The sequence below is a fragment of the Rhizobium sp. LjRoot254 genome (assembly GCF_964254105.1).
Lineage (GTDB): Bacteria > Pseudomonadota > Alphaproteobacteria > Rhizobiales > Rhizobiaceae > Rhizobium_E.
Genome location: NZ_CAXUSM020000001.1, coordinates 5061092 through 5074421, shown reverse-complemented (window position 1 = coordinate 5074421; position 13330 = coordinate 5061092). Strand labels below are relative to the sequence as shown.

The 13330-nt window shown below is 61.1% G+C and carries 10 protein-coding genes; 4 read left to right on the top strand and 6 right to left on the bottom strand.

Going from position 1 to position 13330, the window contains the following annotated elements; translation table 11 throughout:
* Window positions 1-20: 20 nt before the first annotated feature.
* A complete protein-coding gene (locus tag ACSQ26_RS25005; RefSeq protein ID WP_436013742.1) occupies window positions 21-1895 on the bottom strand; it encodes an MFS transporter in 1875 nt (624 codons plus the stop codon).
* Between the two features lie 504 nt (window positions 1896-2399).
* Between ACSQ26_RS25005 and ACSQ26_RS25000 the strand changes: the two genes are divergently transcribed.
* Together ACSQ26_RS25000 and ACSQ26_RS24995 are read left to right on the top strand one after the other, a co-directional pair.
* Window positions 2400-3422 carry an aspartate-semialdehyde dehydrogenase gene (locus ACSQ26_RS25000; protein ID WP_436013740.1) on the top strand — a complete coding sequence of 341 codons (1023 nt, stop codon included), beginning with the start codon at window positions 2400-2402 and terminating at the stop codon, window positions 3420-3422.
* A gap of 157 nt (window positions 3423-3579) precedes the next feature.
* The gene (locus ACSQ26_RS24995; RefSeq protein ID WP_436013738.1) at window positions 3580-4407 is read left to right on the top strand and encodes a lytic murein transglycosylase; all 828 of its coding nucleotides are present in this window, start codon (window positions 3580-3582) and stop codon (window positions 4405-4407) included.
* Window positions 4408-4451: 44 nt separating this feature from the next.
* Here the strand turns inward: ACSQ26_RS24995 and betI are convergent, their stop codons facing one another.
* A complete protein-coding gene (betI, locus tag ACSQ26_RS24990; protein ID WP_436013736.1) occupies window positions 4452-5072 on the bottom strand; it encodes a transcriptional regulator BetI in 621 nt (206 codons plus the stop codon).
* Window positions 5073-5182: 110 nt separating this feature from the next.
* Between betI and ACSQ26_RS24985 the strand changes: the two genes are divergently transcribed.
* A complete protein-coding gene (locus ACSQ26_RS24985) occupies window positions 5183-6715 on the top strand; it encodes an alpha/beta hydrolase domain-containing protein (RefSeq protein ID WP_436013734.1) in 1533 nt (510 codons plus the stop codon).
* A 38-nt stretch (window positions 6716-6753) separates the two neighbouring features.
* On the opposite strand, the gene ACSQ26_RS24980 is transcribed toward ACSQ26_RS24985, so the two are convergent.
* Together ACSQ26_RS24980 and pdxY are read right to left on the bottom strand one after the other, a co-directional pair.
* Window positions 6754-7404 (bottom strand): carbonic anhydrase, encoded by a 651-nt coding sequence (locus ACSQ26_RS24980; protein ID WP_436013732.1) that lies wholly within the window; start codon window positions 7402-7404, stop codon window positions 6754-6756.
* Window positions 7405-7417: 13 nt separating this feature from the next.
* On the bottom strand, window positions 7418-8293 hold the full coding sequence (gene pdxY / locus ACSQ26_RS24975) for a pyridoxal kinase PdxY (protein WP_436013730.1): 876 nt from the start codon (window positions 8291-8293) through the stop codon (window positions 7418-7420).
* 211 nt (window positions 8294-8504) lie between these two features.
* Between pdxY and ACSQ26_RS24970 the strand changes: the two genes are divergently transcribed.
* Entirely contained in the window at window positions 8505-9830 is a 1326-nt protein-coding gene (locus tag ACSQ26_RS24970; protein WP_436015461.1) for an MFS transporter, read from the top strand.
* Between the two features lies 1 nt (window position 9831).
* Here the strand turns inward: ACSQ26_RS24970 and purH are convergent, their stop codons facing one another.
* Complete coding sequence (purH, locus tag ACSQ26_RS24965) at window positions 9832-11445, bottom strand: bifunctional phosphoribosylaminoimidazolecarboxamide formyltransferase/IMP cyclohydrolase (protein WP_436013728.1); 1614 nt, start codon at window positions 11443-11445, stop codon at window positions 9832-9834.
* A gap of 93 nt (window positions 11446-11538) precedes the next feature.
* Window positions 11539-13242, bottom strand: coding sequence for a heparinase II/III family protein (locus ACSQ26_RS24960; RefSeq protein ID WP_436013726.1), 1704 nt, complete (start codon window positions 13240-13242; stop codon window positions 11539-11541).
* Between the last annotated feature and the right edge of the window lie 88 nt (window positions 13243-13330).

Sequence of the window (13330 nt, the reverse complement as noted above, 5' to 3'; positions counted from 1 at the left end):
GTTTGCCCGGCTCGCAGGGATCAGGTGGCGTGGATATCGCGATCCTTGGTTTCACGCAGGAACAGCGTGCCGATCACCAGGGTCACCGACGCGATCACGATCGGGTACCACAGACCGTAGTAGATGTTGCCGGCCGAGGCACTGAGCGCGAAGACGATCGCGGGCAGGAAGCCGCCGAACCAGCCGTTGCCGATGTGATAGGGCAGCGACATGCCGGTGTAGCGGATGCGGGTCGGGAAGAGTTCGACCAGCAGTGCCGCGATTGGGCCGTAGACCATGGTGACGTAGATCACGAGAACCGTCAGGATCGCGATGACCTGGAACCAGTTGGTCTGGGCCGGGTCGGCATTGATCTTGAAGTCGCCGCCGGCCGGCACCTTGTAGACCGGCAGTTCGATTACACCGTTCAGTTCCGCTGCCGTTGCCAGCTTGTCACGGATCATCTTGGCGGCACCCATCGTCTCCGGCTTCGTCGCCTTGATCTGGTCGACCGTCAGGTTGAGTTCCGGGTTCGCCGCCACATAGGCCGCGAGCTTCGGTTCCGGCACCAGGGCGGCTGCGCGGATCAGCGGGTAGCCGGAAGTCTTGAGCGCCGTGAAGGCAGCCTTCTGGAACTTCGCCGTGTTGGCCTTGGCGTCGTCACCGGCATTGACATAGCTCGGAATGACCGCATCGCCGATCTTCACGCTCGCAACCGTTCCTGCGGCAGCGGGCACAACATCATAGGAGATCGAGTTCTTGGCCAGAAATTCCGTCGCTACGTCGCAAGACGTGGTGAACTTGCTGGTACCTGTCATGTTGAATTGGAACGAGCAATCCTTCGGATCGGCTGTAACGGTCGCCTTGATCGTCTCCTGTGCATTGTAGAGCGCCGGGTTCGCTGCATAGGTCAGTGCCTTGAACAGCGGGAAGTAGGTCAGCGCCGCGAGCAGCAGGCCCGCCATGATGATGGGCTTGCGGCCGATCTTGTCGGAGAGCCAGCCGAACACCACGAAGAAGCCGGTGCCGATGGCGAGCGAGACCGCGACCATCATATTGGCGTCCTTGAGCGGAACCTTCAACACGTTCTGCAGGAAGAACAGCGCATAGAACTGACCGGCATACCAGACGACCGCCTGGCCCATCACCGCGCCGACGAGGGCGAGGATGGCGATCTTGGCATTCTTCCACTGGCCGAAAGCCTCGGTCAACGGCGCCTTGGAGCCCTTGCCCTCTTCCTTCATCTTCTTGAAGGCCGGAGACTCGTTCATCTTCAGTCGAATCCAGACCGAGACACCGAGAAGGATCGAAGACAGCAGGAACGGAATGCGCCAGCCCCATTCGGCGAAATCATCCGCCGACATCATCGACTGGATGATCAGGATAATCACGAGAGACAGGAAAAGACCGCCCGTCGCCGTCGTCTGGATCCAGGACGTGTAGTAGCCTCGACGTCCGTGGGGAGCGTGTTCCGCCACATAGGTCGCCGCACCGCCATATTCGCCGCCGAGCGCGAGGCCCTGGAGCATGCGCAGGCCGAGCAGGATGATCGGAGCCGCGATGCCGAGCGTCGCCGAGCCTGGCAGGAGGCCGACGATGAACGTGGAGAGACCCATGATCAGGATGGTGATCAGGAAGGTATATTTCCGGCCGACGAGATCGCCGAGACGGCCGAACACCAACGCGCCGAACGGACGCACCAGGAAGCCTGCCGCGAAGGCGAGCAGCACGAAGATGTTGCGCGTCGTTTCCGGGTAGGAGTTGAAGAAGGCGTAACCGATATAGACGCCCAGTGAACCATAAAGATAAAAATCGTACCATTCGAACACGGTGCCGAGCGAGGAAGCGAAGATGACCTTCTTTTCCTCGGATGTCATGGCGCGTGTTTCACCGGCAGTTACGGCGATATCAGCCATTTGGAAAATCCTCCAGTTTGAGCGCCGTCAGTCCCCCTCCTCAAGGTTTCCTCCACGGCATGGCGCTGAATCTGCCAGAATTCGGCCACAAACGGCAGCGCTGCTTTGGGATTATGACTTTGGTATTAGGTGCGGCGCAGCGCTTTCGGCACTCGTCCAGGCAAACACGCGCGTCAAAAGAATTGCTCCCGCGTTCCCCGAGGAACTTGACTTTGGACCGGAAAACCATCATCAAGCCCTTCGAAAAAGGAACCTGTCATGGTCGGCCGCGATAACGCATGCCAAATCATATCAGCGCTGGATGCCCAATCCGGCGAACGTTCGCTTTTTTCTCCGGTATTCAAAACCCGGGCCACCAAAACGACGACGAAAACCGTCTGACGTTCCTGGCCCGCCGCTCTCTCCCCGGCTCATGGTCGGGAGCGGAACCCGGCGCGGGCTGATGCCGCGTAAGGTTCGAAACTCCAAGCAACCTGCGGAGAGAGAAGAAAGAGACGAAGTAAAATGGGTTTCAAGGTAGCAGTCGTAGGCGCGACCGGCAATGTAGGCCGCGAAATGCTCAACATCCTGTCCGAGCGCGATTTTCCGGTCGATGAAGTGGTGGCGCTGGCATCCAGCCGCTCGCTCAACACCGAGGTTTCCTTCGGCGACAAGACGCTGAAGGTCAAGAACCTCGAGAACTACGATTTCGCCGGCACCGATATCTGCCTCATGTCGGCCGGTGGCGCCGTGTCGCTCAAGTATTCGCCCCATATCGGCAAGCAGGGCTGCGTGGTCATCGATAACTCGTCGGCCTTCCGCTACGAGCAGGACGTGCCGCTTGTTGTGCCCGAGGTCAATCCCGATGCGATCATGGGCTTTTCCAAGCGCAACATCATCGCCAACCCCAACTGCTCGACGGCCCAGCTGGTCGTGGCTCTGAAGCCGCTGCATGATTTCGCCAAGATCAAGCGCATCGTCGTCTCGACATACCAGTCTGTGTCAGGCGCCGGCAAGGAAGGCATGGACGAGTTGTTCCACCAGACCCGCGCCGTCTTCGTGGCCGATCCGGTCGAGAGCAAGAAGTTCACCAAGCGCATCGCCTTCAACGTCATTCCGCATATCGATAGCTTCATGGAAGACGGCTATACGAAGGAAGAATGGAAGGTACTGGCCGAGACCAAGAAGATTCTCGATCCGGCGATCAAGGTCACTTGCACCGCCGTGCGCGTGCCCGTTTTCATCGGCCATGCGGAATCGGTCAATATCGAGTTCGAACGCGAGATCACTGCCGAGGAAGCCCGCAACATCCTGCGCGAAGCGCCGGGTTGCCAGGTCATCGACAAGCATGAGAACGGCGGCTACATCACGCCTTACGAAAGTGCCGGCGAAGACGCGACCTTCATTTCGCGCATCCGCGAGGATGCCACGGTCGAGAATGGCCTGAATCTCTGGGTCGTCTCCGACAACCTGCGCAAGGGTGCCGCCCTCAACGCCATCCAGATCGCCGAATTGATGGTCAATCGCGGCCTGCTGAAGGCAAAGTGATACAGAAGACAAGATTCTGCCAACCTTGATGGAATAAATCCCCCGCGAGAAACGTTGTCTTGCGGGGTTTTGTCTTGAAGAATCCGGATGCGCTGCTAATAGACGGCCAGCGAATCAGCATCCAGACAGAACGCGGACAAGCTGAAGAGGGATTTTCATGTTCATCGCAAAGAATGTATGCGTGTCACTCGCATTGGCTACGGCAATCTGCGCCGGTGGCTCTCAAGCCTGGGCGGCGTCCTGTTCGAAGACGGCGGCCGGCTTCGACGACTGGAAGGTGGAGATCAGAAACGAAGCGCTCTCCGCCGGCGTCAGTGAACGGACCGCCGACAAGGTTCTCGCCAGCGTCTCCTACAGCAAGGCGACCATCCGCGCCGATCGCGGCCAGAAGAGCTTCAAGCTTTCGCTCAACGAATTCCTGCGCAAACGCGGCGCCACGACCATCGTCTCGCGCGGCAAGAAGATGAAGGCGCAGAACGCCAAGCTTTTTGCCATGATCGAACAGCAATATGGCGTCCCGGCCGGCCCGCTGATCGCCATCTGGGGCATGGAAACCGGCTTCGGCGGCTTCATGGGCAGGGAGCACACGCTCTCGGCTGTGGCGACACTCTCCTTCGATTGCCGCCGTACCGACTACTTCACCGATCAGTTCATGGCGGCCCTGAAGCTCGTCGATGCAGGCAACCTGTCCGTCAACGCACGTGGTGCGGCGCATGGCGAAATCGGCCAGACGCAGTTCCTGCCGAAGAACGTGCTGAAATTCGGCGTCGATGGCGACGGCAACGGCCGTATCGACATGGTCGGCTCGAAGTACGACGCACTCGCCTCGACGGCAAACTTCCTGCGCGGTCATGGCTGGAGCGCGGGTGGCGGCTATCAGCCGGGCCAGGCGAACTACGGCGCGATCCAGGGCTGGAACGCAGCCAGCGTCTACCAGCAGGCGATCGCCCTGATGGGTGCACAGATCGACGGCGAGACGCAGTAACGTTCGCAGGATCATCCTCGGAAAGGCGGCGCAAGCCGCCTTTTTCATGCCGGCTTTTCGGAAGCGCCAGGCATGACCTCCATGGCCTCTTCCGGCAGCGATACCTCGAGGAAGCGATAGGCCATGTCCAGTGCCATCCGCGAAGAGACGGTCGTATCGCCGATGCCCAGCTTGACCCACAGTCCGTCGATGAGCGCCGAGAGACTGAGCGCCAGGCGTTTGGCGTCCGGCTTTCCCATCAGCGGCACGAGTCCCGACATCAGGTTTGAATGCATGCGCGCGTGAATGACCTTCTGTATGCGGGCCAGTTGCGGTTCGCGCGGCGCTTCCGCGCAAAGGGAAAGCCAGGCATGCCCGTTGGGCGCCTTATAAGCATTTTCGCCGAGATTCTCGTCGATCACCGCCCATAGCCGCTGGAACGGTGTTTCAGCCCGCTTCATTCTTTCGGCCACCCGATTTCGGAGCGCCAGATTGGCCTCGCGCATCGCCTGTTCGAACAGTTCCTGCTTGTTGCGGAAATAATGCAGCAGGATGCCCTTTGAAGCGCCTGCCTCGATCGCAACCTTTTCGAGCGTGGTGCCGGCCGCGCCTTCCCGTCGCATTACGATCACCGCCGCGCGGCGCAGTTCCTTGCGTCTGATGTCGCTCAGTCTGGTCAGTTTCATCACGCCACCCCCGACATCCTTATTGACATTTCCGCACGCCAGATCAACTATTGACCGACAGGTCAACATACATCTCGGTTAGTCAATATCTACCGCTCGGAGGATTGCCAATGTCTCGCCATACGATGATCACCAAAGCGGCAGTAGCGCTACTGCTGCTTTCCACCAGTTTTGCTCATGCGATCGCCGCCGATATGTTCGCCGCACCCAAGGTCGAGGGACCGATCTCGGTTACACCCACTTCGCACATCTTCAATGGCGCCGCTTGGCAGGTCGCGCCGATCGACCTGGCCAGCTATGGATATCAGGAAGACGAATACCTGATATCAGGCAAGGCCAATGTCTATGACTGGGCGCCCAATGGCAACTATGCCACCACGATCAAGGGCGAGGGTGCTTACACAACCCGCATCACGATCCGCCGACCCTCTGACATGGCTAATTTCAGTGGCCGTGTGGTCGTGGAAATCATCAATCCGAGCGCGCTCTACGACTGGACCGCGATCTGGTCGGCGCTTTGGGAACGGCTGCTCGCCAACGGCGACATTTATGTCGGCATCACGGCGAAGCCCGCCGTGTTCCTCGGCTTGATCAAGTTCGACCCCGAACGGTACGGCCGGCTCAAGTTCGAAAACCCCGTGCCGGTCGATAAGCAGAGCTGCGGCCTCATGCCGGGCGACAAGGATTTCACGCCGAACATCTCCAAGCTTGAGGAAAACGGGCTTGCCTGGGACATCATCACCCAGGTCGGCACGATGTTCCGCAGCGACAAGAATCCGCTCGGAGTGCCGGCCAGGACCGTCTTGCTCACCGGCGAATCCCAGACCGGCAACTATATCGTCACCTACTATAAATATTTCCACGAAAAGGCGCAGATCGATGCCGGTGGAAAGAAGGTGCCCGTCTTCGACGGCTACCTGCTGGAAGCCGCGACCACGCCCGAGGGTAGCCCGATCAATCAATGCGCCACACCGCTTGCCGCCGACGATCCGCAGCAGGCCATTCCGGGCCGCGCGGCGCCGCTGATGCTGATCAACTCGCAATGGGACTTCTTCCCCTATCGCAAGCACAATCCCAAGCCCGACAGCGCGACCGAAACCGACAAGTCCCGCACCTGGGAACTCGCCGGCGCGAACCACGGCTGGCGCTGGCAATACCTCTATGGCGATGCAGACCACAAGGATCTCGCCAAGGGCGATCTGCTCGGCGGCAGCGAATGGGTGGCCTGGACCTGCGCCGCCGGACGCATCGAGGTGCCGCTCTACATGGCCGAGAAGGCGATGTACGAGCATCTGATAGCCTGGGTCGAGCACGGCGTCGTCCCACCCGGCGCCGATCCGATCGCCTTGAAGCCAGGCACGTTCGATGTGGACTATGATGAGCACGGCACTGCGAAAGGCGGCCTTCGCATGCCCATGGTGGCCGTTCCCGTCAATGCTTACGGCGAGGGCTTGCCGCTGCTCAGCGATGGCTGCCCGGAACTGAAGCCATTTGCCAGCGATAAGCTGAAGGCGCTCTACGGGTCATCGGAGGACTATGTGAAGGCTTATTCGGCCGCGACCTGGAATCTTGTCCGGAAAGGATATTTGCTATCCGAAGACGCCGGAAAGCTCATCGAAGAGGCCAGGGCGGTCAAGTTCTAGAGCCAGCCAAATGTCGAAAGGCGGCTCCGGCCGCCTTTTTATTGATTGTGGATATAGGGCCGGGTGAAATCGCCGGTTTGCGAATCCATCACCCAGAGCTCACCCGTCGAAATGTCGAACCAGGCGCCCGACAGCGTGATCTTCTGCCGCTCCTGCAGGATGCGCACGCAGGGAAAGGTCAGAAGGTTCTCGATCGAGATGCGGATCGAGATGCGCTCCAGCGAACGTTGCCGCTCGGATGCCGTCATCGATTTGTACTGCGTGACCTCTTCGGCCGCCGGCCGCAGCATGCTCATCCACTTGCCGATGAAATCGCCCGGCGACAGCGGCTCGCCGCCCTGGTTGAGGGCTGCATGGATGCCGCCGCAGCGGCCGTGACCCATGACGACGATCTCCCGAATCTTGAGCGACTGGACGGCGAATTCGAGCGCTGCCGAGGTGCCGTGGTTCTGGCCGTCGGGCGCATAAGGCGGCACCAGATTGGCGACATTGCGCACCACGAACAGTTCGCCCGGACCGCTGTCGAAGATGGTCTCCGGCGCCGAGCGCGAATCGCAACAGGCAATCACCATCGTTTTCGGCGTCTGGCCGGTTTCGGCGAGCTGCCGGTAGCGTCCCTGCTCGGACGAGTAGCGGCCCTCCATGAAATTCCGGTAGCCATCCAGCAGATGCGTGGGGAACGTGTCCATCATTGCTCCTTGCCTATTTTTTCCTGGCCCGCGACGGATGCAGCAACTGGCGAAGCTGCACCATGGCCATGGGCGTCAGAAAACTTGAGTAATCCTCGGAAAGCATCAATTCGTCGGCGCCGCGCTTGACCGAACGGGCGAGAATCTCGAACACCGCCGCCGTGGTCATCTGCAGCGCCCGCTCCTCGGCCTCGCCCTTCAGGAGGCGCGCGAGAAACAGCGCCGATGTCAGGTCGCCCAGCCCGTTCGGCGCGTCGCCGACCATGCGGTGCTCGGCGAGCAGCGCCACCCGGTCGGTCAGGAGCAGATTGCCGATGCCACCCGCCATCATCGGCACCGCCGAGGTGACGAGCACCTTGCCGGGACCCAGCGCCAGTGCCGCCTCGATGATCTGCGAATTGCTGTCGAGGCTGGCGCCCGAGAGCCAGCCGAGCTCGTAACGATTGGGCGTCGCGATATCGGCGAGCGGCAGCAGTTCGTCGCGGATGGCTTCGGCGATCGCAGCTGACACATAAAGTCCGCCTGAATCGCCGATCACCGGATCGCAGGCATAGATGAGGCCGGGAGTCTTTTCCTTGAGACGGCGGATCATCCGCGCCACCGGTGCGACCTGTGCGGCACTGCCGAAATAGCCTGTTATCACCGCGCGAATATGCCCCGACCAGCGGGAATCCGTCATGTCCTCGATCGCAGCGGCGAATTGTCCGTCGGGCGTCGTTATGCGTGTCGAAGGACCATGTCCGGGATGCCAGGGCAGGATGACGGTGGGGAGCGACCAGACCGGAAAGCCCATGGTTTCCAGCGCGAATACAACTGCCCGGTTGCCCACCGCGCCGCGCACGACATGGCTGGATATCGCCACGATTTCCGCCGGGCTGCCGCTATCCATTTCGATCCACTCCCTGATATCAGTTTCAATTGCCGCAGTGCAACAGATTGTCAATCAAATTCGTGGATGGCCGTCCGAAGCTGCTTGTCTTGATAACGTCGCCGCAAAGTGCAACTCTGGCACCTTGGAGCCGAAATGCAGGGAAATTCAAGTGGCTGACGGAACCTCTCAACCGGAACGCGCCGTACCGAAACGCGCGATCTGGGGATGGATGATGTTCGACTGGGCCGCCCAGCCGTTCTTCACCGTCGTGATCACCTTCGTCTTCGGCCCCTATTTCGCCGCCCGCATGGCGGCCGATCCCAATGCCGGCCAATTGGCCTGGAGCAATGTCGGAACAGTCTCCTCGATCATCATCGCCGTCCTTTCGCCGATCCTCGGCTCGATCGCCGACGAGACCGGCAACCGCAAGCACTGGATCGCCTTCTTCGCGACGATCAAGATCATCTCGCTGCTGGGGCTCTGGTATGCCGCGCCCGGCAGTTCGCTGCTCGCCATCGGCCTGCTCATCGTGCTGGCCTCGATCGCTGCGGAATTCTCGATCGTGTTCAACGATTCGATGATGACGCGCCTTGTCGACAGCAAAAGCGTCGGCAAGATTTCCAACATCGCCTGGGGCCTCGGTTATGCCGGTGGGCTGATCGCGCTCTTCGCCGTGCTGCTGCTTCTTGCCGGAAGCCCGACGACCGGAAAAACTATCATCGGTATCACGCCGCTCTTCGGCCTCGACCCTGCCCAGGGCGAGGATGCCCGTATCACAGGACCGCTCTCGGCAATCTGGTATTTCGTCTTCATCTTGCCGATGTTTCTCTTCACGCCGGACAGTTCGAAGCATGTCGCCCTAGGAAAAGCCGTTGGCCGCGGCCTGACCGAACTCGGCGCGACGCTGAAGGACCTTCTCGACCGCACGGGGCTTTTGAAATTCCTCATCGCCCGGATGATCTTTCAGGATGGTATCAACGGCCTGCTGTTCCTCGGCGGCGCCTTCGCCGCCAACATGTTCGACTGGCAGACGACCGAGACCGGCCTCTTCGGCATCATGCTGGCCTTCGTCGCCATTTTCAGCTGCCTCATCGCCGGCTATCTCGATGCCCGAATGGGGTCCAAGGCGATCATCGTGATCTGCCTGATCCTGCTGATCATCGCCACGTCAGGCATCATTTCAACCGGCCCCGGGTTCACGCTGTTCGGCCTGGCGCAACTGTCGAGCGACGACACCGGCGGCCTGTTCGGTACCATGGCTGAGAAGGTCTACATCCTCTACGGCCTGCTGATCGGCCTCGCCTTCGGCCCGGTGCAGGCCTCGTCACGATCCTATCTCGCCAGAAGCGTCAGCGTCGAGGAGGCCGGCCGCTATTTCGGCATCTACGCGCTCTCCGGCCGCGCGACATCCTTCCTCGCCACCGCGATCAACAGCCTGCTGATCTGGCTGACGGCGTCGGCCCGCGTCGGCATGGCTTCGCTGATCGCCTTCTTCGCAATCGGGCTGCTGATCCTGCTGTTTACGCCCTATCCGGCGAACAAGACCGACAAATAGCTCAGTGCCGGAAGTGGCGGAAGCCGGTGAAGACCATCGCCACATTGTGCGCATTGGCGGCATCGATCACCTCCTGGTCGCGCATCGAACCACCGGGCTGGATGACGGAGGTGGCGCCGGCAGCGATCATTGAAAGCAGGCCATCGGCGAAAGGCAGGAACGCCTCCGATGCGGCAGCCGAATCCTTGGTCATCGGCTCGGCCCAGCCGTTCGCCTTGGCAGCCTCTTCGGCCTTGATGCCGGCGATGCGGGCCGAATCGACGCGGCTCATCTGGCCGGCGCCGATGCCGGCGGTCTGGCCGTCTCTGGCATAGACGACGGCATTTGATTTCACATGCTTTGCGACCTTGAAAGCGAACTTCATGTCTTCGAGTTCCTGCGCCGAGGGCGCGCGCGACGTCACGATCCTGAGGTCGAGGTCCTCGACCATGGCATTGTCGCGGGTCTGGACCAGAAAGCCGCCGGAGACGGTCTTGGCGGTGAGACCCGGCGTGCGTGGATCGGGCAGGCCGCCGGTGACCAACAGCCGGAGATTGGGCTTGGCCGCAATGATCGCCTTGGCTTCGTCGCTGACCTCGGGTGCAATGATAACCTCGGTGAACAGCTTGACGATCTCGCTTGCCGTCGCCGCATCCAGCAAGGAATTCAAGGCGATAATGCCGCCGAAAGCCGAGGTCGAGTCGCAGGCAAGCGCCTTGAGATAGGCATCCTTCAAGTTTGTCGCCGTTGCCACGCCGCAGGGATTGGCATGCTTGATGATCGCGCAGGCCGGACCGTTAGCCGGCGAAAATTCGGCCACCAGTTCGAAAGCGGCATCCGTGTCGTTGATATTGTTGTAGGAAAGCTGCTTGCCCTGCAGCAGCGTCGCATTGGCAACGCCCGGGCGCCTGTCGCCGGTCACATAGAACGCCGCCTTCTGGTGCGGGTTCTCGCCATAGCGCATTTCCTCGCGCAGAACTCCGCCGATCGTGCGGTGCCGCGGCGTATCGATCTTGAGGTCCTCCGCCAGCCAGTTCGAGATCGCGGCATCATAGGCTGCCGTGCGCGCGAACGCCTTCTGCGCCATCTTCTGCCGGAAGCCATAAGCGACCGTACCGTCCGCCTTGAGCTGGTCCAACAGTTCGGGATAATCGGCCGGATCGGTGAGGACAGTCACATAGGCGTGGTTCTTGGCCGAGGCGCGGATCATCGCCGGCCCGCCGATATCGACATTCTCGACGCTCTGGGCGTAGTTCTCGTCCCGCGCTCGCACCTCCTCGAAGGGGTAGAGGTTGATCACGGCGAGATCGATGCCCTCGATGCCATGTGCCTTCATCGCTTCGACATGCTCGACATCGTCGCGAATGGCGAGCAGGCCGCCATGGACTTTGGGGTGCAGCGTCTTGACACGTCCGTCCATGATCTCTGGAAAACCCGTGACATCGGTGACATCGACGACCTCTATGCCCTCGGCGCTCAGCGCCTTGAACGTGCCCCCGGTGGAGAGAATCCTGACCCCCAGCCCGGCCAGTTCACGTGCCAGATCGGCAATGCCTGATTTGTCGCTGACCGAAATCAGCGCTGTCCGGATCTTGACCTCGTCGGGGGCGGGAATGTTCTTGGATTGCACGGCCATGGGGGCGCTCCGTCGGCGGGAGAAGGGGGTTGCCGGTCGCCTATCATAGCGGGGCCGCGGAGAAAACCGGATTCGGCCTGACCAACGGGATTTTTAGTTGCTGCCGGCGCTGGCAATGCGGCTCAGCACCCATTGAATCTCGAGCGACTCGCCCGGCTCGAAATTCAGTTCAAGCTGTTGCGACGCCCTTATGCCGCTCGGATCGGCAAAAAACACGTCTTCCTCGACCCGGATTGCCGCATCGAGCGTCGAAAGCGCCCAGGTCTCGCCATCGGGCGCGACAAGGCGCACTTCGTGCTCATCGACCTCGCGGATTTCGATCTGCGGGTGAATATGAAAGCGTGCCACTGCCCGCGTCTCGGTGCTGACCGGCGGGTCCGAACCATCCTCCAGCGCCAGCCTATCGTTGCCACGAATCTGGCTGCCCGCCGCATTGATCTGCAACGTGCGCTCGTGGATCAGGCCGAAAGGCTCCGCATAGCCGTCATGGCTGACGATCAACCCGTCGCCGCCGTCGTCGCCGATCTCCTGCCGTTCCAGCTTGATCCTGGTGACGCCCTCGGAAAAAACGGGGCCTGCCATGCCGGATTTAGAGATGCGGGAGGAGCTTGTGTCGTTGACCGTCACCGTCGAATGCGCCGCCGTCGCGCGTGCGAGCTGGCGGTAATTCTCGCCGGCAAAGCGCGGGGCGCCGGAATTGATGACGAACCGGTGCTTGCCGGAGGACATTTCGAACGACAGGCAGCCGGCATGGGCGGTGCGCGACATGGAGGTCGAGATCGGCACGCCGGTATCGACGATGATCACCGTGTCGCCCGCCGCAAGCCGCTGGTAATGCATATGCGGCAGCGCCCGGAACGGCTTGCCCGCCGTCTCATCATAGCGCAGCACCGACATCAGTTCATGGGCAAGCGTCGTGGTGGCGCCGTTGAATAGTGCCAGTTCGCCGCCCTGATGGCGGAAAAACCTGAGCGCGGGATACATGCGGTCGATCGCCGGCATCAGCCGCGCCGGCAGGTCGTGACCGAGATTGACATAGGTCTGGCGCAGCGGCAGCAGGTCGAACAGCAGTTCGAGCCCGGTGCGCGGATTGCGCGAGATATGGCCGCCATCGCCGAGGATCTGCCGTTCCAGCTCGCGATCGAGATCCCTTGACGCCCGCTTGAGCCGTCCGGCCGAGGCGGGGAGCGACACGGTAGCGACCGCCAGCGCGATGCGGATCCTGAGCCTGATCTCGCCATCCGGCGCATGGCGTGCCGTCAGTTCGAGATAGCGGATCTGCATCGCCAGGCTCTTGAGGAACCGGCGATAGAAATTCACGTCGGCGTTCTTCAGCACCACGGTCGAATGCGAGAGCCACGCCACGATCCGCTGCGCCGTGACATCCGCGTCCCATGCAATACCCGTGATCCGCTTGCCGTGCAGCGCGATCCATTCGTCGGTCAGCTGGCGGGCGATGGTGTAGTGGGTATCGGATTTGGTCGCCCTGATATGCCTGAGCCAGGAGAAACTATGCAATCGACTCGCGAATTCCTTCGAGGGCAGTTCAATCGAAAACGGCGAATAGCCATGGGTATCGAGTGCGCGGCCGGCAAGCGGGAAACGGCCTTCCGCGATCTCCTCGGCAATAAACGGATCGGCGGCGCGCAGGTCGGTTGGCGCAACGACCAGGCTCTTCGGCGTGCGCCGCAGGCCGGGCATCATGGTGACACGGAATGCAGCGAAGCCGCGAGAGAACCGCCGCCGCGTTTCCCCCATATAGTGCGACAGGTATCTGCGACGCCCGGATACGCTCATAACGCAACTGCTTACGTGTTTCAGCTTTAGGTAAAATTAAAATCGGGGACGGTCAACCGAATGATGTGCCGGAATGATACAGCACCGT